Source organism: Gimesia panareensis (assembly GCF_007748155.1).
Classification (GTDB): Bacteria; Planctomycetota; Planctomycetia; order Planctomycetales; family Planctomycetaceae; genus Gimesia; species Gimesia panareensis.
The window spans coordinates 674,085-698,706 of record NZ_CP037421.1 but is presented as its reverse complement, the minus strand read 5'-3'; the positions used below and the strand labels follow the sequence as shown (position 1 = coordinate 698,706).

The 24,622-nt window shown below is 57.0% G+C and carries 16 protein-coding genes; 7 read left to right on the top strand and 9 right to left on the bottom strand.

Translation table 11 applies throughout. The annotated features are described in order from the left end of the window. Positions 1–55: 55 nt before the first annotated feature. The 5 genes from Enr10x_RS02675 to Enr10x_RS02655 form a co-directional block, all read right to left on the bottom strand. Positions 56–1,282 carry an amidohydrolase family protein gene (locus Enr10x_RS02675; RefSeq protein ID WP_197997461.1) on the bottom strand — a complete coding sequence of 409 codons (1,227 nt, stop codon included), beginning with the start codon at positions 1,280–1,282 and terminating at the stop codon, positions 56–58. A 72-nt stretch (positions 1,283–1,354) separates the two neighbouring features. Further along, the gene (locus Enr10x_RS02670) at positions 1,355–3,913 is read right to left on the bottom strand and encodes an ABC transporter permease subunit/CPBP intramembrane protease (protein WP_145448072.1); all 2,559 of its coding nucleotides are present in this window, start codon (positions 3,911–3,913) and stop codon (positions 1,355–1,357) included. After that, positions 3,910–4,680, bottom strand: a complete 771-nt coding sequence (locus Enr10x_RS02665) for an ATP-binding cassette domain-containing protein (protein ID WP_145448071.1) — start codon at positions 4,678–4,680, stop codon at positions 3,910–3,912. The genes Enr10x_RS02670 and Enr10x_RS02665 overlap by 4 nt, the downstream gene beginning before the upstream one ends. A gap of 154 nt (positions 4,681–4,834) precedes the next feature. Then, complete coding sequence (gene mqnC / locus Enr10x_RS02660; protein ID WP_145448070.1) at positions 4,835–5,965, bottom strand: cyclic dehypoxanthinyl futalosine synthase; 1,131 nt, start codon at positions 5,963–5,965, stop codon at positions 4,835–4,837. Further along, positions 5,934–6,755, bottom strand: a complete 822-nt coding sequence (locus Enr10x_RS02655) for a menaquinone biosynthetic enzyme MqnA/MqnD family protein (protein WP_232093208.1) — start codon at positions 6,753–6,755, stop codon at positions 5,934–5,936. The genes mqnC and Enr10x_RS02655 overlap by 32 nt, the downstream gene beginning before the upstream one ends. Positions 6,756–7,040: 285 nt before the next feature. On the opposite strand from Enr10x_RS02655, the gene proC reads away from it, so the two are divergent. From proC to Enr10x_RS02620, 7 genes are all read left to right on the top strand, one after another. Then, positions 7,041–7,865: a pyrroline-5-carboxylate reductase gene (gene proC / locus Enr10x_RS02650; RefSeq protein WP_145103737.1), complete on the top strand. Its 825-nt coding sequence runs from the start codon at positions 7,041–7,043 to the stop codon at positions 7,863–7,865. 155 nt (positions 7,866–8,020) lie between these two features. Then, the gene (locus Enr10x_RS02645; RefSeq protein WP_145103735.1) at positions 8,021–10,801 is read left to right on the top strand and encodes a prolyl oligopeptidase family serine peptidase; all 2,781 of its coding nucleotides are present in this window, start codon (positions 8,021–8,023) and stop codon (positions 10,799–10,801) included. A 118-nt stretch (positions 10,802–10,919) separates the two neighbouring features. Further along, a complete protein-coding gene (locus tag Enr10x_RS02640) occupies positions 10,920–11,909 on the top strand; it encodes a metal ABC transporter solute-binding protein, Zn/Mn family (protein WP_145103733.1) in 990 nt (329 codons plus the stop codon). Between the two features lie 53 nt (positions 11,910–11,962). Next, positions 11,963–12,778, top strand: coding sequence for a metal ABC transporter ATP-binding protein (locus tag Enr10x_RS02635; protein WP_197996368.1), 816 nt, complete (start codon positions 11,963–11,965; stop codon positions 12,776–12,778). Continuing rightward, positions 12,775–14,277, top strand: coding sequence for a metal ABC transporter permease (locus Enr10x_RS02630; RefSeq protein WP_145103731.1), 1,503 nt, complete (start codon positions 12,775–12,777; stop codon positions 14,275–14,277). The genes Enr10x_RS02635 and Enr10x_RS02630 overlap by 4 nt, the downstream gene beginning before the upstream one ends. Beyond that, complete coding sequence (locus tag Enr10x_RS02625) at positions 14,277–15,605, top strand: metal ABC transporter permease (protein WP_145448069.1); 1,329 nt, start codon at positions 14,277–14,279, stop codon at positions 15,603–15,605. The genes Enr10x_RS02630 and Enr10x_RS02625 overlap by 1 nt, the downstream gene beginning before the upstream one ends. Positions 15,606–15,733: 128 nt before the next feature. Next, positions 15,734–17,098, top strand: coding sequence for a DUF1501 domain-containing protein (locus tag Enr10x_RS02620; RefSeq protein ID WP_145448068.1), 1,365 nt, complete (start codon positions 15,734–15,736; stop codon positions 17,096–17,098). An 8-nt stretch (positions 17,099–17,106) separates the two neighbouring features. Here Enr10x_RS02620 and Enr10x_RS02615 read toward each other — a convergent pair whose 3' ends face one another. The 4 genes from Enr10x_RS02615 to Enr10x_RS02600 all read right to left on the bottom strand — a co-directional run bounded on the left by Enr10x_RS02615 (position 17,107) and on the right by Enr10x_RS02600 (position 24,562). Further along, positions 17,107–18,405 carry a hypothetical protein gene (locus Enr10x_RS02615; protein ID WP_145103725.1) on the bottom strand — a complete coding sequence of 433 codons (1,299 nt, stop codon included), beginning with the start codon at positions 18,403–18,405 and terminating at the stop codon, positions 17,107–17,109. A 91-nt stretch (positions 18,406–18,496) separates the two neighbouring features. Continuing rightward, positions 18,497–19,843 (bottom strand): NAD(P)/FAD-dependent oxidoreductase, encoded by a 1,347-nt coding sequence (locus Enr10x_RS02610; protein WP_145448067.1) that lies wholly within the window; start codon positions 19,841–19,843, stop codon positions 18,497–18,499. A gap of 173 nt (positions 19,844–20,016) precedes the next feature. After that, positions 20,017–21,471: a DUF1501 domain-containing protein gene (locus Enr10x_RS02605; protein ID WP_390621337.1), complete on the bottom strand. Its 1,455-nt coding sequence runs from the start codon at positions 21,469–21,471 to the stop codon at positions 20,017–20,019. 31 nt (positions 21,472–21,502) lie between these two features. Beyond that, positions 21,503–24,562, bottom strand: coding sequence for a DUF1553 domain-containing protein (locus Enr10x_RS02600; protein WP_145448065.1), 3,060 nt, complete (start codon positions 24,560–24,562; stop codon positions 21,503–21,505). Positions 24,563–24,622 lie beyond the last annotated feature (60 nt).

Genomic DNA, 24,622 nt, shown 5'->3' with positions numbered 1-24,622 from the left:
AATGCGCGGCTTGCGATAAGATAGACATTATAGGGTAACGTGATTTCCCCTGAAATCAATTGATCCAGACCCCATTCAGCATCACCCGGGCCACATCGGAACGGGAATCTAACAAAAGATCACTACCTGTCCCTCCGCCAGCCTCTTCCGGCAGTTGAATCAAAGCCAGATCCGCGGCTTTCCCCACCTCCAGCGAACCTGTCTCCTCAGCGAACCCCAGTGCGCGGGCGCCCGCCAGTGTCCCACACTCCAGAATCAGCTCGGTCGGCACCTGGGGACAGATTTCACGCAGAAACAGAAGCTCCTTCCAGAGGCTCAGATCCGGGTTCGAAGCCCTGCTGTCCGTCCCCAGGGCCACATTGATTCCCTGCTCAATCATGGTCAGCCAGGGATGGGCCGGATGCCCGAAATAGTGGTGCGTCCGCGGACAATACACCACAGAAATCGCGGGAGCCCCTTGCAAAAACTCCCATTCCGGCGGTCCAAAATAATTACCATGCACCGCCAGCGCCGCGGGTAACTCCGCCAGTGGTGCCAGGTAATCGGTCATCCGCATCCCGTCCTGCAGGATTTCCGGATCCCACAGGCCCAGCTCACTCAGCAGATCGACAAACGCCCCTTCCTTGCGCTCCAGCAGGTCGTATTCCGCCGACGTCTCCCCCAGATGGACGGCAACCGGCACTCCCTGATCCCGGGCCTGCTGAATCAGATTCAGATATAAATCAGGATGCACACTATAGGGTGCATGCGGACTCAAACCCGGGAATAATCGCGGTAACGCCTCCGGACGGATCGGTTCTTCCAGAAACGCAGCCGCAACCTGCTCCTGACTGGCTTTTCGATCCGGAGTGAACCCCAGGCACTCCCGAAATACCACTGCCCGCGGCACCTGGGAGTCAGCATTGAACAGCCGCAAACTCTCTTCACTTGTCGCGATCTCACCCACAGTGGTCGTTCCCGCCGACAGACACTCGGAAATCCCCTGCTGAATCCGTTCCGTAACGGGCTGCTCCGTCTCAAACCGCGACTTCATAATCGCCCGAATCCAGTCCGTGAAGGGAGCAGCAGGTTCCAGCGGTGCCCGGAGCTGACTGAATTCCAGATGTGTGTGGGCATTTATCAGCCCGGGAACCAACGCCACGTTCCCCAGATCGATGGCCCGGGAATGCGCTCCCCCGTACACGGCGGCAATCCGGGTCCCTTCAATCTCGACAATCCCATCCTCCAGGGGAGGACCATTGACGGGAAACACCCAACGCGCTTGATAGATTTGACGTTCCAAGAGACTGCTGTTTTCAAAACAAAGGTCAACGGCGAAAGAGACAAGTTGCCGTGCATTATAACAGTCGGAAATTTATTTGGTATCGGTCAAACGACGATTGAAAGACGAGGAGACCAGAGCATCCGTCGACGCGGAATTCGGATCGACTGCCGCCTTTGACTGCAAAATCGTCCAGCGCAACAGGAAGAAAGCAACAGCAGCACAGATCAGCAGCAGCGGCCAGGAGTAACGTAACCCTTCTGCCTGCATGCTCACAAAATACTGCAGACCGTTGGTCGGCTCCCAGTTCTCGGGAATCCGCCCGCGAAATACGGAAAGCGAGTTATAGATCACATGAAAGATGATACCCGGGAACAGACTGCGACTGTGGACCGCGACCAGCCCCAGGGCCAGCCCCATCAGGGTCGCATTAAAGACCTGTTGTGGAATCTGGTGCATCGCCCCAAACGCGACACTCGAGAGAATCACTGCCAGCCAGACCCGCCCCTTGCGGCCAAAACCGCTCAGAATAAATCCGCGGAATGCCAGTTCTTCACAAATCCCGGGCGCAATCGCAAACGCCAGCAGAATCAGCCAGATCGGCTGACTGGGATCTGACATTTCCTTGATGATCGCCGCGGCCCCGGCAGGCAGCTTGGGGAAGAACCATTGCAGGCTCGAGGAGAGTTCCAGCGACAAGGGATGTAACATGAAAGGCAGCAGAAGCCCCACGCCCCAGAATCCCAGCCGGGGCAGGTACAGACGAAACGTCTTCCGCACGCTGGTCGTCAGCATGATCCCCATGATCAGCGCGGGAGTCGCAATGATCGCCAGCTGCTGGATCATCAGCAACTGCATGCTGCGTACGGCCCGTTGTGACACGGGTGCCGTCAGAATCGCTTCTCGAATCGTATTGATCAGAGCAAACTGCAGCAGCATGATGATCACAAAACAGAAACCGGCTTCTGCAAAACTGGGCAGTGCATCTTTGGTTCGCATCAGGTGCTTCAGCCACAGCCCGACTTCAAACCGCTCGGCTTCCCGGAACAGTACATCTTCCCGCTGAAACTGGTCAATGGCCCACCAGAGCGCCAGCAGACTGTAGCCGATGCTCGTCACCAGCACCGGGATGGCATACACATAGAGAGCGCCCGCGTTCACCGTAGACAGCAGCATCCCCTTCAACAACAGGGCCACTCCCACGATCGGCATCATGCTGTAAAACGCGTTGATTTCCACTGCCGGTGAAAGACAGAAGACCGTCAGTCCCAGCGTGACCATCAACAAAGGCGTCAGATAGTACTGTCCCTCTTTACTGCTGCGGGCAAATGTCGCCAGTGCCAGGCACAGGGCACTGAATAACGCCGACAGTGGGATCAGCAGAACCACGATCCAGAACAGGGCAGAAGGCGAGGGAAAGGAAAGATCGCCGATTTTCGACATCGCCCCGTCTCCGACCACCTTGACCATATGCCTGCCGGTAAAACCCATGCTTGCCAGGTTTAGCAGCGCTGTCGAAATACTGAAGATCATCACTGTCAGAAATTTACCGAGCACAATCTCTGTCCGTCGCGCCGGGGAAATCAGTAGCGTCTCCATCGTACCCCGCTCTTTTTCACCGGCTCCCAGGTCGATCGCCGGGTAAAAGGCACCGGTTGCTGCCATGATGATCAGCATTGCCGGAAACAGCTTGCTCCACAGATTCGCCGCCAGCTGATCATCCTGCGCCAGGTCAATTACATCCGGATTGATGGGGGTCGGTAACGATTCCGGCAACCGGGCACGGCTCAGACGATCCCGTAAAATCGCGTTCTCCCACGCATCCATTACTTCCTGCACGCGGGTAAACGCCAGCCGTGATTTTTCATCCGCCGTATTTTCCAGCACCAGTGGTCGCAATGAAACAGCAGGATCAAAATCAATGGGCTCATGCCGTGCCAGCTTCTGACTGACCAGTTCCAGTTCCCTGGACAGGTTTTGAGGAATCAGGATCAGCACCTGGATCTGACTCTCGGCAAACTTCTTGCTCAGGTGATCATTACTCCGGGTAATCTCTTCCGCCAGCCTGGTTTTTTCCTCTGTCAGCCGCTTCTCCTCTGCCGCAAGTTGTTTTTCCTCTTCCCTGAGTTTGTTGCCCTCCTCAAGCTGCTGACTTTTCTGTTCTGGTGATTTCTCTTTCTTCTGCTGCTCCTTCAACCGATCTAACTTAACCTGCACCTGTTCCAGTTGAGGCACCAGCTGGTCCCAGGCATCCAGGAACTGCTGATGCTGTTTCAGATCGACCTTCAGATCGCGGGCCTGTTCGAGAATCTCGTCCCGTTCTGTTTCTTCTTCGGGACTGAGTTCCTCTGCAGCAACGGAGGCATCAGTAATCACCCGCAGTTTTTCCGCATCCGCGGGATTCATGAACCAGTTGGAGACAAACTGATCTCCCTGCAGCAACTGGGGATGCTGGGGCAGGTCTTTTGTTCCCAGCACCACCACGTTTCGCGGCTGTTCCGAGAACATCACGGTCATCTGCACCATCCCGATGCCCATCGCCGGATAGAGCAGCAGCGGAAGAATGGCGACCATGAACAGCGTACGCCGATCGCGAAGCTGATCGCGCAGTTCACGCATCAAAATGAGCTTGATATTCTTCCACTGTATCATTGGTCTGCTTGTGCCTTCATCGCCAGCTCATCTTCATGCTTCTGAATGAGATGGAAAAACAGTTCTTCCATGTCCGATTCGTGATATTGTTCCTCGAGCTCAGGAATGCTGCCGATCGCCAGGATCGTCCCCTTGTAAATCACCGCGACACGGTCACACAGTTTTTCCACTTCCCGCATGATGTGCGTGGAAAAAATAATGCACTTGCCTTCTTCGCGCAAAGCCTCCACGGTCTTCAGCACCGCCCGTGCCACCAGCACATCCAGCCCGGAAGTCGGCTCGTCAAAAATCAATACGGGCGGATCGTGCACGATTGTACGGGCAATCGAAACCTTCTGTTTCATCCCCGTCGACATCTTCGACCCCAGCATGTCCCGAATGTCCTGCATCTGCAGCGTGGTGAAGATCCACTCCAGCCGCTCCTGCAGAGCTTCTTCCTCAATGCCGTACAGGCGACCGAAATACTCGACCATCTCCCAGGCCGTCATCCGGTCGTAGATCCCCGTGTTTCCGGACATGAAGCCGATATGGGAGCGGACTTCCTGGGGATGGGTTCGTACGTCATAGCCGGCGACCGTTGCGGTTCCGCCGGTTGGCTGCAGCACGGTACTCAGAAGCCGCAGACAGGTGGTCTTGCCCGCACCGTTGGGGCCCAGCAGACCGAATATTTCGCCGGCATGGACATCGAAGCTCACTGAATCGAGTGCGACGATGCTGCCTCGGCGCAGATCATCGAAACTTTTACTCAGATGCTCGATGTGAATCATATTCGTCCATTATTCCTGCTGCCTGATACACCTGTCGATCATCGGCCGGGGATCGACAGACTAAAGAGGCTTACTGAGATCTCATTAATATAAGTAAGCATAGCCTATCATGGCGAATCGGCTTTCCTGAGCCCTATATCTGACCTGTTTTCTCTCAGTTCAGCACTGGCAGAGGAACGCGACCTGAACCCTTCGCAGGACCATTGGAATCGGGATCATCGATATATTCATAAAAGACATTCCGCTGACGGGGAATGTATCCCGATTCTGTAATACAGCGTCGAATTGTCTCAACTGTCAGATGATGCGTCGTCCCGGCCTGGGAAACCACATTCTCTTCGATCATCAGGCTGCCCATGTCATTGGCGCCAAAGAACAGAGCCATCTGCCCCGTTTTTTCACCCTGGGTCACCCATGAGGACTGGATGTTCTTGAAGTTATCCAGGTACAGACGGCTCACGGCCTGGGTCTTCAGATACTCAAAAGCGCCTGCAGGCGGAACGTAATCCATGTCGGTGTTATCAGGCTGCAGTGTCCAGCAGATGAATGCGGAAAAGCCGCCGGTCTCGTCCTGCAGTTCCCGCAGGCGATCCAGATGCTCAATCCGTTCGGCAAAGGTCTCAATATGACCAAACATCATGGTCGCGCTGGAGATGCCCCCCAGTTCATGCCACACCCGGTTCACTTCCAGCCACTCGTCGGTCAGTGCTTTCCCGCGGGTAATTTCCTTGCGAACCCGGTCTACCAGGATCTCGCCTCCCCCGCCGGGCAGGCTTCCCAGACCGGCATCTTTCAACCGCTGCAGTACCTCACGCAGGGGCAGCTTGTTGACCTTGGTGAAGTGATGCAGTTCCGGCGGGCTGAAGCCATGTACGTTCACGGTCGGATAGCGTTCCCGCAGATCGCGGAGCAGGTCTTCATACCATTCCAGCTTCAGAGTGGGATGCAGTCCTCCCTGCAGCAGAATCTGGTCTCCTCCCAGTTCGATCGTCTCTTCGATCTTCTGATACAGCTGCTCCGGTTTGAGCACATACACTTCCGGCGACTTCGGATTCCGGTAAAACGCACAGAAATCGCAGACCGCGGAACAGGAATTCGAATAGTTGATATTCCGGTCGATGTTATAAGTGCGGTAAGGTTCGGGGTGCAGTCGCTTCGTGACTTCGTTGGCTGCCTTGCCCAGCGCAACCAGATCGTGAGACTCCATCAGTTTGAGTCCCTCTTCTCGGTTCAGACGTTCGCCGGCGACTGCTTTATCCAGCAGAGATGCAATTTCGGAAGACAAGAGGAACCCCCTCGGGAGCAAGTCCCGTTTTAATGGCTAATTCTTGAAACAGCTGCAATCCGCAACGCTCGGCGGATCCCAGATAAAAACTCAGATTGTTCTTCAGATAACTTTCCGCTACCGCCACGTCAATGCCCAGCTTCGGTGCTTCCCGCCGGGCAATCTCGTCCAGCATGGAAACCCCTCTGTCGCGTGCCTGACACAATGCGGTCTCCAGCGATCCCGTTTCCTGATCCCGCCGCACGGCCCACATCGCGAACACGAACGGCAGTCCCGTCCAGCGTAACCACTCCTCACCCAGGTCCCAGGTGGCAGCAAATTTCGTACTTGGTGTATGAATCGCCCGGTCCCCAATCAACAGAATCGCATCTGCGGTCGTCGCATCGATGGTCTGCTCGATCGGCAGCGGTTCCACTTCCGGATACACCCCGTACTGTTCCGCCAGCATGATTCGCACCAGTGTCGCACTTGTCCGCGATCCCATGTCCAGTGCCAGCCGCTTGATCTGACCCAAAGGGACGCGACTATACATTTTCACACTCAGCACCGGCCCCTGTGTCGCCACACAGGCATTCGAAATCACTTCGTAGTCAGGGCTGCGAATCACTTCGATCGAGGGAATCAGACCCACGTCGATTCGCCCTGCCGCCAGATCATCGGCCAACAGGCTCGGATAATCTAACATCAGTTCAGCATTTTCCGCGAGATCTTCCAGATCCTGTATCAGCGGCTTCGAATTGAGATAAGAGACCGCCCCCACGCGAATTGGGGGTGGAACCAGGTCGGACATTCTCGTTTGGCTTTCATTTCCGGTTGCATTTTGCAGCTTATTATAACCGGCCGTCTTCATCTCGCAATCAGCTCGCATTTATGGATCAACACGTCTAGAACAGGCTCAGATGCACATTCTGGTCGTTGGTGTTACAATTCTAAGTTCAGCGCATACAGATTATCGTATTTTAGCAGTTTATGCCCCCTCAATCAGTGACTATCCGACGGAAAATTTGAGGACAGAACAAATTAGTGGTCTCTCAATCCCGAATTGGCAGCCACAGACAGCAGAAAGCCCCCCAGTATGTCAGACAGTAGACAAATGAAAGTCGGTTTTATTGGTGCAGGACGCATGGCGACCGCCCTGGCAGGGGGACTCATCTCCTCCGGTTTCACCTCCGCAGATAACGTCTGTGCCAGCGACACTTATGAATCCGCCCGGGAAAAATTCAACCAGGAAACCGGTGCTGATACACTCACCTCCAATATCACCGTGGCTGAACAGTCCGACATCGTCATCCTCGCGGTCAAACCGCAGCAGCTGCCCGGAGTCCTGCAGGAACTCAAAGGTACCATCACGCATAAACAGCTATTGGTCTCCATCGCCGCCGGCTCCCCGCTCGCACTCTTCCTGGAAACGCTGGGCGACTCGATCCGCGTCATCCGCGTGATGCCCAACACCCCCTGTCTGGTCAAACAGGGCGCCTCCGCCTTCGCCCGGGGAGGCAAAGCCACCGAAGACGATGCCAGCCTCGTCGACTCGCTGCTCTCCACGGTCGGTATCGCCGTCGAAGTCCCCGAATCGCAACTCGACGCCGTCACCGGTCTGTCCGGCTCCGGCCCCGCGTACGTCTATCAGATCATCGAAGCCCTCAGTGATGGTGGCGTCCGCATGGGACTGCCCCGTCACATCGCCACCCAGCTCGCTGCACAAACCGTCAAAGGGGCCGCCGAAATGGTTCTCGAAACGGGCGAACATCCCGGCGCGCTCAAAGACGCGGTCACCAGTCCGGGCGGCACCACGATCGCCGGCATTCACGCCCTCGAATCGGGAGGCCTCCGCAGCAGCCTGATGAATGCCGTCGCCGCCGCCACACAACGCTCCATCGAGTTGGGTAAAAAGTCCTGAGCGCCGAATCTCTCCATGACTGAGGGACGCCCCGCTTCACGCTGCGCAGACTGCTTCTTTAATTTTCTTAACGAACTTGTGTTCCCTCTCCGTTTTTCGCAGAATAAATACAACCTGCTTTTAGATCCCACCTGAAATCAACGGGAGTTCCAGCTATGCCACACTATCACCCTGCCCGCTACCTGTTCGTTTTCTGCTGCCTGCTGTCAGCGCCGCTCTCGCTCCTGTCGGCAGCCGAACCCGACCTGCAGGCCTCGCTGAAACAACCGATTCTCGACAAGGACCAGCCGTGGAAAGAGGTCCAGGCTTATATCGCTCCCAAAGTTCCCGGCATGCCCGAAGTCAGCAGCGTCGACGAATGGGAAAAGACCATTGGCCGCATCCGCAAAGATGTGCTGGACAAAGTCGTCTATCGCGGCGAAGCAGCCAAATGGCGTGACACCAAACTGAACGTCGTCTGGGGAGAAACCATTCCCGGCGGCCCCGAATACAAAATCCAGAAGCTCCGCTTCGAAGCCGTCCCCGGACTCTGGGTTCCCGCCCTGCTCTATATCCCCAATGAACTGACAGGCAAAGTTCCCGTTGTGATGAATGTCAACGGGCACGACCGCAAAGACGGGAAAGCCGCCGACTACAAACAGGTCCGCTGCATCAACCAGGCCAAGCGGGGTATGCTCGCTCTCAACGTCGAATGGCTCGGCATGGGCCAGCTCGGCTCTCCCGGCTTCACCCATTACAAAATGAACCAGCTCGACCTGTGCGGCACCAGCGGGCTCGCTCCCTTTTATCTCGCGATGAAAAAAGGACTCGACGTTCTGCTCGCGCATCCTCATGCGGACCCCAAACGCGTCGCGGTCGCCGGCCTCTCCGGGGGCGGCTGGCAAACGATCTTCATCAGTTCCCTTGATGAACGGGTCACACTCTCTAATCCGGTCGCCGGGTATTCCAGCTTCCTCACGCGTGACTATCACACCAAAGACCTGGGTGATTCCGAACAGACACCCAACGACCTGGCCCTCTACGCCGACTACACCCACCTCACCGCAATGCGGGCTCCCCGTCCGACATTATTGACCAACAACTCGAAAGATAACTGCTGCTTCGAAGCGGGATACGCCCAGCCTCCACTGCTCAAAGCCGCCTTCCCGATCTTCAAGCTGTACGACAAAGAAGAAAATCTGCAGAAGCACATCAACGACGATCCCGGCACGCACAACTTCCTCCAGGACAACCGCGAAGCACTCTATCGCATGCTTTCGGCGCACTTCTCCGAACCTGGCAAACCGCTGCCGGTTAAAGAAATCCCCTGCGATGAGGAACTCAAAACCGCCGAGGAACTAAAGGTCGAACTCCCCGCCGACAATGCCGACTTCCACACCCTGGCCCTCCAACTCAGCCAGAACCTGCCTCGCTCCGCAAAGAAAACCACACCCGAACAGCAGCGGGAAGCACTCAAAAAACTGATCTCCGCAACTCAATCCAAAGTGTCTGGAACTAAGGTCGACCAGAAAACAGAGGGTGACACAAAAGTCACTTTCTGGAAACTGAAAGTCGATCAGGACTGGACTGTCCCCGCTGTCGAATTCTCACGCAGCCCTGCGAAATCGACAACGATCGTCGTCGCAGACGCTGGAAGACAAAGCCTGGCGACGGCAGTAGAAAAGCTACTGGCAGAGGGACAGAACGTGCTCGCCGTCGATCCCTTCTATTTTGGAGAATCGAAAATCAGTCAGCGTGACTTCCTGTATGGTCTGCTCGTCGCAGCCGTCGGAGAACGCCCCCTGGGCATCCAGGCCAGCCAGCTTGCCGGCATTTCCCGCTGGTTGAAGTCCGACCAGAAACAGTCCACCGTTCAGATTCAGGCAGTCGGCCCACGCAGCAGCCTGTTCACACTCATCGCTGCGGATATCGAACCCGAGGCCATCTCGAACGTCAGCCTGCAGGATTCGTTCGGCTCTCTCAAAGAGATCCTCGAACAGGACAAAGCCGTCAGCCAGGCACCGGAACTCTTCTGCTTCGGCCTGCTCAAAGCATTCGATATCAAAGACCTCGTCGAACTCGCCGGCCGTGATCGCGTCACCTTCCTCTCCCCCTCCGAACGGGTCAAACGCGAACTCTCCCAGGTCAAGATTCAGAAAGACGTCGACTATCTGGGCGCGGGCCGAAAAGAAAAACTCGACCTCTATCTCCCCGATCCCCACTTCCGGAAAGGCCCTTACCCTGCCGTCGTCATCATTCATGGCGGGGGCTGGCACGGCGGTGACAAAGGCGCCCGCCGCGAAATCAACATCGGCACCAACCTGGCCAAAGCAGGCTACGTCTGTGCCAGCATCAATTATCAGCTCGCGAAAAAACAGTCCCGCTTCACCGACAACCTCAAACAGGTCTGGCCCGGTCATCTGCAGGATTGTAAAACCGCCGTTCGCTTCCTGCGAAAGAACGCTGATAAATACCAGATCGACGCCGATCACATCGGGGCCATCGGCGGTTCCGCCGGCGGACATCTGGTCGCAATGCTGGCTGTCACCGGCGATGATCCCCAACTCGAACCCAAAGAACCCTACGCCGGCTTTTCATCCCGCATTCAGGCCGTCGTTCCCATGTATGGCGTACACGATCTGATCACCCTGGCCAGATCACGCGACCTGCTCAATTCCTTCTCGGATGAAGAAAAGGCACTCAGCAAACAGGCTTCCGCGGTCACGCATATTTCCAACGATGATCCCCCCTTCCTGATTCTGCACGGCACCCGCGATGCGCTCGTCCCCGTGGCACAGTCCGAACTCCTGCAGGCTGCGCTCAAAAAAGGAGGCATCCCGGCAGAGCTGATCATCATCGAAGGCGCTCCGCACAGCTTCCATCTGCAACCCAAACAGCGCGACCTCCGCCCCGCTGTCATTGGCTTCTTTGATCAACACCTCAAACCCAAAAAGTAATGGATTTCTCTGGAGTTGACATTCACGCTGCTCCTGCTATAAAATGGGAGAAAATGTAGCCTAGGCTACATTTTAGCAGCCTCGTGCACAATAAGTCCTTATCGGAGCATATGTTACTATGAGAAAGCACTTCGCTTTCGTCCTGGCGTTGATCTGTCTGGCTGGCTGCCAGTCGCAGGAAAATTCAACGCCTGAACCCAAAACCGGTGAATCCGGCTACACCATCAATTACCCGATTCCGGTCGCGGCAACAGTAGGAATGGTGGCGGATCTCGTCAAAAATGTGGGACAGGAATATGTGGACGTCCATCAGATTATGGGCTCCGGCGTCGATCCCCATATGCACAAAGCCAGCCGCGATGATGTCGTAACGATTATGAATTCGGACATCGTTTTCTACTCCGGCCTGATGCTGGAAGGCAAAATGACCGACACGCTGATCAAGGTCTCGCGCAACAAACCGGTCTTCGCCGTCACCGAGCTCATCGATGAAAAAACGCTCCTGGAACCGGAAGACTTTCACGGTCACTACGACCCCCATGTCTGGATGGATGTTTCCGCCTGGGCGCAGTGCGTCGATGCTGTCAAAGATGCCTTAATCAAATACGACCCCAAACATGCCGACGTCTATGAGAACAACGCCAAAGCCTACAAACAGCAGTTGGAACAACTTCACGAATACGGACAGAAAACCCTGAAAACAATCCCGGAAGACAGCCGCACACTGATCACCTCTCACGACGCCTTCAACTATTTCGGCCGCGCCTATGGGCTCGACGTCCAGGGCGTCCAGGGGATCTCCACCGAATCGGAAGCCGGTCTGAAAAGGATCAACGAACTCGTCGACCTGCTGGTGAAGAAAAAGATCAAGGCGGTCTTCGTGGAAAGCAGCGTTTCGAAAAAGAACATTACCGCTCTGATCGAAGGAGCCCGCGCTCAGGGACATCAGATCGTCATTGGAGGGGAACTCTTCTCCGATGCGATGGGGGAACCGGGAACCTACGAGGGGACCTATATCGGCATGCTCGATCACAACATGACTACCGTAGCCCGCGCGCTGGGGGGCACGGCACCCGAAAAAGGCATGCAGGACAAACTCACGCACTGATGCACAACAACAGTCTCCCGACCACCAGAGCAGACATGAACCCTAAGAGTCCCATGAATACATCTGAAAGCCAGAATCCGTTACCGCAATCAGGACTGTCCCCGACGGAGATTCCTCTTTCCGTCTATGACCTCACTGTCGCCTATCACCGCAAACCCGTGATCTGGGACGTGAGCTTCGACATTCCCCCAGGCAAACTGGTCGGGATCGTCGGCCCCAACGGCGCTGGCAAAAGTACGCTGATCAAAACCATCATGGAACTGATCCCCAAGGCCTCCGGCCGGGTCAACATCTTCGGAAAACCCTATCAGAAAAATCGACACCGCGTCGGCTATGTCCCCCAGCGGGAAAGCGTCGACTGGGATTTCCCTGTGGATGCTCTCGATGTCGTCACCATGGGGCTCTACCGCGAAATCGGCTGGTGCCTGCCTGTCCGCAAAAAACATCGGGAACGCGCGCTGGATGCCCTCGAACGCGTGGGCATCGCCGACTACGCCCGTCGCCAGATCAGCCAGCTCTCCGGCGGACAGCAGCAGCGGACCTTCCTCGCCCGCGCCCTGGTTCAGGACGCCGACCTGTACCTGATGGACGAACCCTTCGCCGCCGTCGATGCCGCGACGGAAAAAGCGATCGTCAAGATCCTGCAGGAAATGAAGCAGGCTGGCAAAACCGCTCTGGTGATTCACCACGATCTGCAGACCGTCCCCGAATACTTTGACTACGTCATCCTGCTCAACATGCGCGTCATCGATCATGGTCCCACCGCAGACGTTTTCACCCCCGAGAATCTGCAGAAAACCTACGGCGGCCGTCTCACCCTGCTCGAAGAAGCCACCGAAACCATGCGCCGCCGGGAGCAGTCTCTATGAGTCGCGGCGCGCGAATTCTGCTCCTGCTGATGCTCCTGCTCCCCGGCCCGGCCCTGCTGGCAGCCGAGGGAAAAACTGTGCATAAGCAGCAGTCCATCACCGATCGCAGTATCGAGTGGCCCGCCTGGGAAGACTGGAAACGCGTCTTCCTCATGCAGGACTACAACACCCGCATCGTGATCCTGGGCACCACCCTGCTCGGCATGTCCGCCGGCATGATCGGCAGCTTCGCCCTGCTCCGTAAACGTGCCCTGATGGGTGATGCTCTCAGCCACGCTACCCTGCCCGGGATCGCGATCGCCTTCATCATCGCCAGTACACTGGGCCTGAATGGAAAATCGCTCCCCATCCTGCTGACCGGTGCCGCGATCAGTGGTTTACTCGGCATCGCCGGTATTCTCCTGATTCGCAACCTGACCCGGCTCAAGGAAGATGCCGCCCTGGGAATCGTGCTGAGTGTCTTCTTCGGCGCTGGAATCGCACTGTTGAGCATTGTCCAGCAGATGCAGACCGGACACGCCGCCGGTCTCGAATCGTTTATCTACGGAAAAACGGCTTCCATGGTTGCCAGCGATGCCTGGCTGATCGGCGGTGCCGGCCTGAGTTGTGTACTGATTGCGTTGCTCCTCTACAAGGAACTGACACTGCTCTGCTTCGACGAAGGCTTTGCTGATTCGCGCGGCTTTCCCGTCATCCTGCTTGATACGATCCTGATGGGACTCGTCGTCGTCGTGACCATCATCGGCCTGCAGGCCGTGGGGCTGATCCTGATGATCTCACTGCTCGTAATCCCTCCCGCTGCTGCCCGTTTCTGGACCGAAAAAATGTTCTGGCTCACCTTCGTTGCAGTCGTGCTGGGTGCTCTCAGCGGGATGATCGGATCGGGCATGAGCGCCATCTTTCCCAATCTTCCCTCAGGGGCGATGATCGTCCTGGTCGCGACCACAATGTTTCTGTTCAGCATGATCTTCGGTGTGCCGCGTGGAATTCTGGTTCGCAAATACCGGCGTTACGAACTGAATACCAAAGTCAATCGGCAACACCTGCTGCGGGGCCTCTACGAATACCTGGAGACTCATCAGCAGCTTCCCATCGATGTCACGGAGAACGTACAGCCGGTCTCGCTCTCCGCCCTGGAACAGATGCGAAGCTGGTCCCTGCCCGCGCTCAAAAAAATCATCCGACGCGCCCAGGACGAACGCCTCGTCACACAACTCTCGGACAACCGCATACAGTTAACACTCTCCGGCTTGAAGGAAGCTGCCCGCGTGGTTCACGAACACCGCCTCTGGGAACTCTATCTGATTACCTACGCGGAAGTCGCTTCCAGCAAAGTCGATCAGGATGCTGACGCCATCGAACACGTCCTGGAACCGGAGGTGATCGCCGAGCTGGAAGTCCTGCTCGTCCGTCAGTCGACGGAAGGAATTCTGCAGAGCCCCCATGCCATTGATCTGCAGCAGCCCCCCGTCACTCCAACTGTCCGGGAGGCCACCTGATGGGAGGACTCGAACAGTGGAGCTGGACGTTGGATGGCTGGATCATCGTCGCGGGGATGCTGTGCGCTGCTGCGACTGCCCTGCTGGGTAATTTTCTAGTGCTCCGCAAGATGAGCATGCTCGGTGATGCGATCACTCACGCTGTCCTGCCGGGACTGGCCGCCGCCTTTTTGATCAGCGACTCGCGCAGCAGCCTGCCGATGTTTATCGGCGCCGTCATTGCCGGCATTCTGACCGCGCTGTTCACAGAATGGATTCGCGGCTTCGGAAAAGTGGACGAAGGCGCCTCAATGGGTGTCGTCTTCACCTCTCTGTTTGCCCTGGGACTGGTGATGATCGTCCAGGCCGCCGATCGCGTCGATCTCGATCCGGGTTGCGTGCTCTACGGTGCCATCGAACTCACGCCCGCCGACACCGTGCTCGTTGCCGGCTGGGAGATCCCCCGCGTGGTCGTTGTGCTCTCGATCGTATTCGTGATCAACCTGCTGTTCGTCATCCTGTTTCTCAAAGAGCTGAAGCTCAGTTCCTTCGACCCGGCCCTGGCCACCACCACCGGCTTCAATGCCACACTCATTCATTATGCGCTCATGACCCTGGTAGCGATCACCGCGGTTGCCAGCTTTGAAGCAGTCGGAAATATCCTGGTCGTCGCCATGTTCGTCGTGCCCCCCGCCGCCGCCTATATGCTCACCGACCGACTGGGAGTCATGCTGATCCTCAGTGTTCTGCTGGCGATGCTCTCCGCCATCATCGGTCATATCAGTGCCATCACCGTCCCCTACTGGTTCAATTTCCAGAGCACATCCACGGCCGGCATGATGGCGGTCTCAGCCGGTCTGCTGTTTGTGATCGCCGCCCTGTTCGGCCCCCGGCACGGCGTGGTAATCGTCTTCCTCCGTCGTCAGTTACTGGCCTGGCAGATCCTCGCGGATGACATCGTCGCCCTGATGTACCGCATTGAGGAACGGGATCCGGAGCTCAGACCCGACGCCCTCTACCTGCGGGACATCCTCTTTTCCCGTCCGTTGCCCACCAGCCTGACACTCGGCTACCTCGTTCGGCACAGCCAGCTCGTGCACGCCAATGGAACCTACACCCTGACCGACACCGGCCGCGACCGGGCCCGGCAACTCGTCCGCTCCCATCGCCTCTGGGAACACTACCTCGTCGAACACGCGGGCATGTCCGCTGAGACCATTCACCGCCAGGCTGAGCAACTGGAACATTTCACCGATCGGGAACTCCGCGACCGCCTCAACGCCGACACCCTCGACACCGACCAGGACCCTCACGGCCGCCCGATTCCCCCCGAAGAGCACACCCCCTGAACCTGATTCAGGCCCCATCATTCAGGTTCCTCTGGCATTTTCCAAACCACGCACATATAATCGCTTGTTGATATTTCAAAGTTCCACCCGAGTGCGTCGCCGGGTGCTCCAGAACGGGATGAAATCAAATGACGGGCAAACACTGCAGCGGACCGGTGAACCGACGCGAATTTATGCGCATCGGATCCCTCGCTCTGAGCGGTCTCTCACTCCCGCAACTGCTGTCTCTCCGTGGTGAAGCCGCCCCGACCCGACCTGACACATCCGTCATTCTGCTCTTCCTGCATGGCGGCCCCTCGCAACTGGAAACCTACGACCTTAAACCGGACGCCCCCTCGGACTACCGCTCCCTCTTCAATCCGATCTCCACGAATGTCCCGGGGATGGATCTCTGCGAACTCTTTCCGCGACAGGCCAAAATCGCAGATAAATTCTCGCTCGTCCGCTCCCTGCATCATGACGTCGGCATCCACAGCGATGGCGGGATCATTGTTCTCACCGGCAAACGTCCCTCCAAACTGGATCCCACTTCACAATCAAAAAGCGAACATCCCGACTTCGGTTCCGTCACCAGTGTGGTCCGGGGACTCTCCGATGCGGGTACGCCCCCCTATGTCTCGATCCCCTCGAAGTTCTACATGGTCCAACCCACTTACCTGGGCATGCAGCACGGACCTTTTGAATCGACCGAGCCTTCGTCAACCAGTTATCGTCCCCCTTCGCTGAAGCTGCAGGCAGGCATGGATGGGAAGCATCTGCTTGAACGCCGCCAGTTGCTCAAACAGTTCGATCGACTGCGCAGCGACCTCGATCTCACAGGTGACCTGCACGGCAATGACAAATTCCGCGACCTCGCCTTTCAGATGCTGACCAGCCCTGATGCCGCCCGTTCGTTCGAGATCGACCGTGAACCGGACAGCCTGCGTGACCGCTACGGACGCAACATGTGGGGCCAGGGCTGCCTGCTCGCCCGCCGTCTGGCGGAAGCCGGCTGTGGCGTCGTTTCTCTGTTCTTCAACACCCCGAAGACCGGACAGGAATTTACGAACTGGGACGATCACATTCTCAACGCGGGACGCCCCGGCCATTTCGCGAAATACATGCAGGTCCGCCTCCCCTACATGGATCAGGCCCTGGCCACACTCATCGAGGACATCCACGAACGCAGCCTGGACAAAAAAATCATGGTCGTCGCCGTCGGTGAATTTGGTCGCACTCCCCGACTCTCTTCCAACAGCTCGGGGACAGGACGCAACCACTGGCCCCAGGCTTACACGGCCCTCTTCTCAGGAGGCAATCTGAAAATGGGACAGGTCGTCGGGGCCACCAACTCCAAAGCCGAATACCCAACACACAATCCCTATACGCCTCAAGACATGCTGGCCACGATCTATCGTCACCTGGGCATCGATTACTCCCGCTCCCTCGTCGACCATCAGGGACGACCGGTTCCCATCCTGCCTCACGGCAAACCCATCGCCGAACTGACCTGAGTTTCCGACTAACCCGGCACCAACTCTTTGATACCCCGCATCAGATGCTGATCCACCTCCGGACCACTGAAAGCCACGCTGACTTCATAGCCCCCCTGGAAGTAAGCTTCCGCGGTCGGCAAGTACCAGGGACCGCCGTCCCCGTAGCCGGCCACCGCCATAAATCGCTGGGGGTAGAGCATCTGAGTCCGCAACTGATACTCGATGAATGGCTCGGCTGGTAAATGCAGCATGGATATCTGGTTGACGTGCAGTCCGCTCAATGTAATCGGCTTCTGAGCGGCATGCCGTCGCAACCAGGCCAGCGTGAAAGCAGGCCGATTCCGATGTACCACCCGCCGACTGTGATCGTTGATCTGCTTCTCCAGTTCCGCGATGGAAAACGCCCGATTGACCGGCGGCAGGAAATCGGCGGTCGTCCACTGCAGCCGCTTGATCGGTTCGGGACGCAGTTGTTCGGACGCCCGTTCCATCGCCGCAAAGACCCGCTGTGCCAGCACCGGGCGATTTTCATGGTGATCGCTGTTGTTGTATTTTCCCGCGTTGATATTGCCCGCACAGCCTGTGAAGTAGACATGCAGACAATCGGGAGCATCGTGCTCGGCCTTCAGCTTGCGCGCCTGCCCTACGAACTCGCTGTTAACATGCCCCTCGGTACAACAGTAACTGATGGGATGCACGGCGTAATAATAGCAGGCGGCGACTTTCTCTTTGCCATCATAAAAGGCCACCGTCTTCAGCCAGGGATCGATCACGCCAGTCGGCAGATCGCGAATATCATCGCTGCTGGCCGCCACACTTCGGTTCTTCAGGATCTTACCCTGATCATTCAGCACCCGTCGGTTGGAAGCCACCTGTTCCACCTCCGCTTGAGCTGAAGCGACATGCGTCAGACGACGTGGTGATTTCAGGCTCTCCCGTACCGCAGTCTCTGCCCGCTGGAGACAGGTCTGAAAAAACTGCGGGTCCATGTTGGGAGGCAAGTCACCTTGCGCCCGCACAATCCGGTCCGTCTCCAGGCAGGCAAACGGGGCATCGTGCTGGTGCACACACTGCACGGCCACGCGGTCTGCAGTCGTGCCGGCAGCCTTCGCCAGTGCCTGACGCAGTTGAAGATGCGCGTCGTTACAGAGCCCCGTCCAGTCCAGCGTACAGACCACCACAGGCTGTGGCTCGGTCAAGAGCACAAATCCCAGCGCTTCCAGTGGTGAATCGATCCGCGACGCAGAGGGAATCCAGCCCCCGCATAAGGAGTGTCCGATCGGTACAGTGACATCGAAACGAAATGGAGCAATTTGTAACGGCATGGCTTCCTCGGCTGAATCAGGGATAGAACATCCTTTTCAGCATAAAACGCCGCCTGACGAAAAACGAGAGCTTCCGCCCTTTTTTCCCGGTTTAGTGCTCCGAAGAGACGGGAACTTCCTCGGCTTCGTGCTCAGGCTGTGCCTCGTGTACCAGTTCCGGATCCCATTCCTTGCCCACAATCAGACGGGCACCTCTGCGGAAACTGAGATAGGACCAGGCCCACTGCATCACCACCAGCACCCGGTTCTTGAACCCGGTCAGATAGAAAATATGCACGACCAGCCAGACCACCCAGGCAAAGAAACCGGCCAGTTTGAACTTTCCGATCTCCACAATCGCCCGGCTACGGCCGATGGTCGCCATCTGACCTTTGTCCCGGAAACGAAACTCGCTGCGCGGCTTGCCCTGAGTCTCGGCACGGATATTTTTGCCGATGCAACGCCCCTGCTGCAGCGCGACCGGCGCGGTGCCTGGCAGCGGCTTACCGGTCTGATGGGTATAACAGGCCTGGTCGCCGGCGACGAATACGTTGGAATATTTACTGAGACTCAGGTCCGGTTCGACCATCACGCGGCCCCGGTTGTCCGTCTGCATGCCATCAGACTGACCCAGTTCGGATGCTTCGACACCCGCTGCCCACAGCACAGTCGCCGCCCGGATTCGCTCACTTCCTAACTCGACGCCGTCATCGTTGATGTCGGTCACAACAGACGAGGTCCAGAGCTGGACTCCCAAATTCTCCAGGTCCCGGGCCGCACGGTTCGCCTGCTGTTCAGAAAACATGGGCAGAATCCGCGGGCCGGCTTCGACCAGGATCACGCGGGTATGACTGGGATTGATGCGGCGGAAATCCTTCGACAGCGTGAAACGGCTCATTTCACCGATTGCTCCTGCCAGTTCGACTCCGGTTGGGCCGCCCCCCACAATCACATACGTCAGATATTTCTTCTGCTCATCGGGATCGGTAATTCGTTCGGCGTGTTCGAATGCCGACAGCACCCGCTTACGGATTTCTGTCGCCTGTGAAATGTTCTTTAAGCCCGGAGCATAAACTTCCCACTCGTTATGGCCGAAATAACTGTGCGTTGCACCGCAGGCCAGCACCAGATAATCGTATTCCAGTTCACCAAAATCAAACTGAACTTTCTGACCGGGCAGATCGATCGACTTTGCTTCGCCCAAGAGGACGCTGGTGTTTTTGTAGTGGGAAAGCAGACTGCGAATGGGAGTGGCGATATCAGCAGGACTCAGGCCTGCCATGGCGACCTGATAAAGGAGCGGTTGAAACAGGTGATAATTGTGGCGGTCAACCAGGGTCACTTCGACACCGGGCACGCCTCCCAGCTCCAACGCCGCGTTCAAACCGGCAAAACCACCACCGATAATCAGGACCCGTTTGGAATCTGTCTTGCTGCCGGGGTTTTGTATAGTATTCATCTCAATAATTATTCAGACAGGACGTTAGTCTCAATCAGACAGAAGTAAGCGCCCTCCTCGTTGCCGATCACGAAAACACACTATAGCCATTCTAGTCGATCCGTCTATACACACAAAATAAGTTCCTGAAAAAATCAGCGGATCGCAGCAGAATCAACAAAAACCGGTGAAATTCAAGCCAGAATTTCGTGAAGCACTTCGCCGTGCACGTTGGTCAGCCGGCGTTCAATCCCGTTGTGATACCAGGTCAACCGGGTATGATCGATGCCCAGCAGATGCAGTACGGTGGCATGGTAATCGTGCCAGGGGACGACTTTCTCGACCGATTTCCAGCCAAATTCGTCGGTCGCTCCATAGCTGATCCCGTGCTTGAGACCGCCTCCGGCCATCCACACCGAAAAGCCGTTCATGTTATGATCGCGCCCCGTCCCCACCGTATTGGAAGCCGACTGGGTGAACGGCGTCCGACCGAACTCAGTCGAGAACAGGACCAGCGTATCCTCCAGCATCCCCCGTTGGCGTAAATCCTTGAGCAGCCCCGCCACAGGCTGGTCGATGCGAGTCGCTTCCCGCAGATGATTCCGTTTCACATCCTCATGCCCGTCCCAGTTGATGCGCGGGGAACCGAAAGGGCCTCCCGAAAAGAGTTGAACAAAACGAACTCCCTGTTCGAGCAGACGCCGGGCCAGCAGACAGTTGCGGGCGAAAGGCGCTGTCTCCTCCCCATCAAAACCATACATGCTTTGAGTAGCGGCCGTCTCTCCGGACAGATCTGTCACCCGGGGCACCGCCAGTTGCATTTTGGCCGCCAGGACGTGGCTGCGGATCCGGGCCTCCAGATCACTGTTCGCCCCACTCCGCTTCAGATGGCTTTGATTGAACCGGTTCAACAGTTGGCGGCTGGCGAGTTCTGTCTGTTCGGAAATCTGACGTTCGGGAAACAGATCCCGAATCGCGGGTCCTTCGCTCTGAAAGGGAACCCCCTGGTGCTGTGCCGGCAGAAAACCGTTGGACCAGTTAATCGTTCCCGCAGCCGGGTAGCCGCGTACGTCGGGCAACACCACATAGGATGGCAGTTCATCGGTCTCACACCCCAGCCCGTACGACAGCCAGGAACCCAGCACCGGAAACCCGTTCAGACGAAAGCCGGTATTCTCCTGGAATGTCGCCGGCGTGTGATTGGCCGAGTCCGCCTTCATCGAGCGGATCAGCGTCAGCTCGTCTGCCTGCGCAGCGATATGAGGAAACAGATCGGAAATCCAAAGCCCACTCTCCCCGCGCTGATGAAACTCAAAATCGTTCTTCCGCAACAGACCGACTTTGCCGAAAAACGTCTCCGGCGTTTTATCGGTCGGCATCTCTTTGCCATGCAGACTCTTCAGCGAAGGCTTATAGTCAAACGAATCCAAATGACTCAACCCGCCGATCAGACAGATATGTACCACCCGTTTTACCCGCGGCGAAAAATGCGGCGCCGGTGTGACTGTCCTTCCGGGTTTTGCCGCTCGGGCAGGTTGCTGTCGGAGTAACAGATCCATGAGCGCCGTTCCCGCCAGTCCCGTCCCGGCCCAGGAAAAGAAATCACGCCGCGATAACACTGCGGAATCAGACACAGAACTTGAATTCATCTGATGCTGCTCTGAATAGGACATAACGTGCTCAATTCACATATAAAAATTCGTTACTGTTCAACAACACGCGGCACAAGGCGGACAATCCATGTTGCGAAACAAACTCTCGCGACACCGCTGCTTCCTCCGGACACGGAGGACGCTGATAGACCAGCAGAAACAATTCTTCCACCTGCTGCTTCGGGTCATTGCCAGATCGCTCTTTCACCCGCGCGGCCAGTCGATCTGACATCCGCAACACAAATGAATCATTCATCAACGACAGCGCCTGTAGCGGCGTCGTTGTAGACGCCCGGTCGGGAGTCGTCGTGGAGGGATCGGGACAGTCGAACGTCTCCAGCAGCGGATGACGTCCCCCGCGAGCGGAAAAGCGATAAATCGACCTGCGGTTAAATTCGTCTCCCACTGGATCCAACGGTTCGTAGAACTGCGTTCCCTTGAAGAAATACGATTTGACGTCCTGGTAACCACGTCCCCCGACTTCGGAATTCAACTTCCCTGCCACCTTCAGAATCGAATCGCGAATCGATTCCGCTTCAATCCGCTGTGGACTCTTCCGCCACAACCACCGGTTATCGGCATCGACTTTCATTGCCTCAAGGTCGACCTCTGAGGACTGACGGAAGGTTGCCGAAAGCAGAATCTCTCGCTGCAGAGCTTTCAGACTCCAGTTGTTCTCTTTCAATTGAATGGCCAGCCAATCCAGCAGTTCGGGATGACTGCAGCGTCCGCCGTTAAAGCCGAAATCATTGGGTGTATTTACCAGACCCTGTCCGAAGTGATAATGCCAGATCCGATTCACGATCACTCTCGCAAACAGCGGATTTTGCGCATCCGTCACCCACCGGGCGAACCGCAGGCGACGATCGCGATCAGAACTTTCGGGGGCCAGCTTCAAATCACCCTCCAGGCCGCGAATTGCCTGCAGGCCTCCCGGCTGTACCACGCCCGCCGGTGCGGCCACACTTCCCCGCCTGAGCAGATGCGACACTCCCGGATCACGGGACAGAGCCGCGTAAACTTTCGTCGGCTGCACCGCCTGCAGTTGTTTGATCTCTGCCTGCAGCTCCGCTCGCTGCGAGCGCAACGTCTGCCGCTCTTTCTGTTGCCCCTCAGTCATCGCTGCCTGCAGTTCTGCTTCAGAAAAGAATACGCCTCCCCACTGGGCGGATGCCCGGATCTCTTCCGGCGTCAAGGCCCGATCATAGAGTCGCGCCTGGCTGATCACCCCTTTCAGCAGACGATTCCCCCCGGGTGAACCATGCCGCAAACCAAACAGGACTTGAGTTTTACCGGACGGAAATGACTGCAGCCCCCGTGACCGGTAACTGCTCCCGTAGGCGGTCCCGTTGCGATACGCTGTGATTGTCCCATCGGCCGCATACACGATGGCGATCTGCACCTCTTTCTCCGAAGCTGTTTTTTCCGGCGGTCCCTGAAACGATTTCGTGCGGTTAAAATGATCGCTGCCCGCCAGCCAGTGTCCTGGCTGCTGTTCTGCAAACACGATCGCATCAAAAATATTTCCGTCGGTGGTCTGCACACTCAACACGCCACCACCACGCTGCTGCAGATCCGAAAGTTTCACCCAGGCTTCCAGCGTCTTGGTTCCCAGGTCTGCTGACAGGGGTTCGGTTTTCAGGAAGGAACGGTTCCCATCCAGCACCAGCCCATCTGGTGTTTGTTTCGCTGACCCCTGCAGTATTCCCCGTAAACCTCTCACCAGGTCATCGGTCCCTCTACGAAAATCCCAGGCAGCAATCGGCGAGGAAATCAGCAGCGCTTCATCTGCATTCCCCTGCTGCTTTCGCGACGCCAGCACACGTTGTCGGGCCAGCGCTTCCAGTTGGAACAACTGCCCCTGCACGTCCCGCAGTGTTTTTTCCCGCTGTACCAGATCGCGTTGTGCTTTCTCGTATGCGGGATCGGGCAGATTCCGCTCTCCATGCGCCACACCCGAGAGGGCGGCCGCAAACTGATAATATTCCTGCTGGCTGATCGGATCGAATTTATGATCGTGGCAGCGGGCACAGTTCACCGTTAACCCGAGAAACGTCTGCGCGGTCACGCCGACAATATCTTCCAGTTCATCCTGCTTCATGGTGGCCCGCATCAGCTTGCTCTGGGGAATCACCACATCATGGGGACCTGCGACTAGAAAGCCAGTCGCCTTGACTGCGCCGGGATCGTCCGGCTCCAGCAGATCGCCGGCCAGTTGCTGACGCACAAACTGATCGTAAGGCAGATCCTCATTTAATGCGCGAATCACCCAGTTGCGGTAATGCCAGGCATTCTCGCGCGGCTGATCCCGTTCGAATCCGTTGCTCTCTCCAAACCGGACCACATCCAGCCAGTGCCGCGCCCAGTGCTCTCCATAATGTGGTGAAGCGAGCAGACGATCGACCAGTTTCTCATACGCATCCGGTGACTTGTCTTGTACGAAGGCTTCCACTTCCTCCGGTTCTGGAGGCAGCCCGATGACGGAGTAATACAGACGCCGAATCAATGCGCGACGATCCGCGGGGGCACGGGGCTGGAGACCATGTTCTTTCAGTCGCTGCAAAACAAACGCATCGATGGGATTCTTACCCCAGAGTCCCTTTGGATCTTGAACTTCAGGCACGCGTGGCTTTTTCAGAGGCTGTAACGACCACCAGTCATAACCGGCCCGCTTTTCCGTTGTCTTACTGAAGGCGTCAATGGGATCGGTGCCCCAGGGGGCTCCGGCTGTAATCCAGCGTCGAAACAGCTGTTTCTCTTTGTCACTCAGCGGATGTTCGGGCGGCATCGCATCCGATTCAATGTACTGCCAGAGCAGACTCTCGTCCGGCTTACCTGCTTCCACTGCCCCTCCGGTCTCGCCACCCTGAAAAGTCGAGGCACGGCGGGAGAGATCCAGGCCCCCTTTCGGATCGAGGCCCGCATGGCAGTCCAGACAACGGCCGGCAATCAACGGTGCGATCGCGCGGTCAAAGTCCGTCTGCACCCGCTCCGGGTTCTCAAAAAGCTCGTCTGCCCTGCTGAGTCCCGGAATAGCCAACGCGAGGAACAACGCGAGCGCCACCCATACTTTCTCGCCTGCGTGCATGTTGAAGCTGCTTTCTGCTGCCGTTCGAAAGGAGTGTTTTGATTCAGTCACATCAATTTT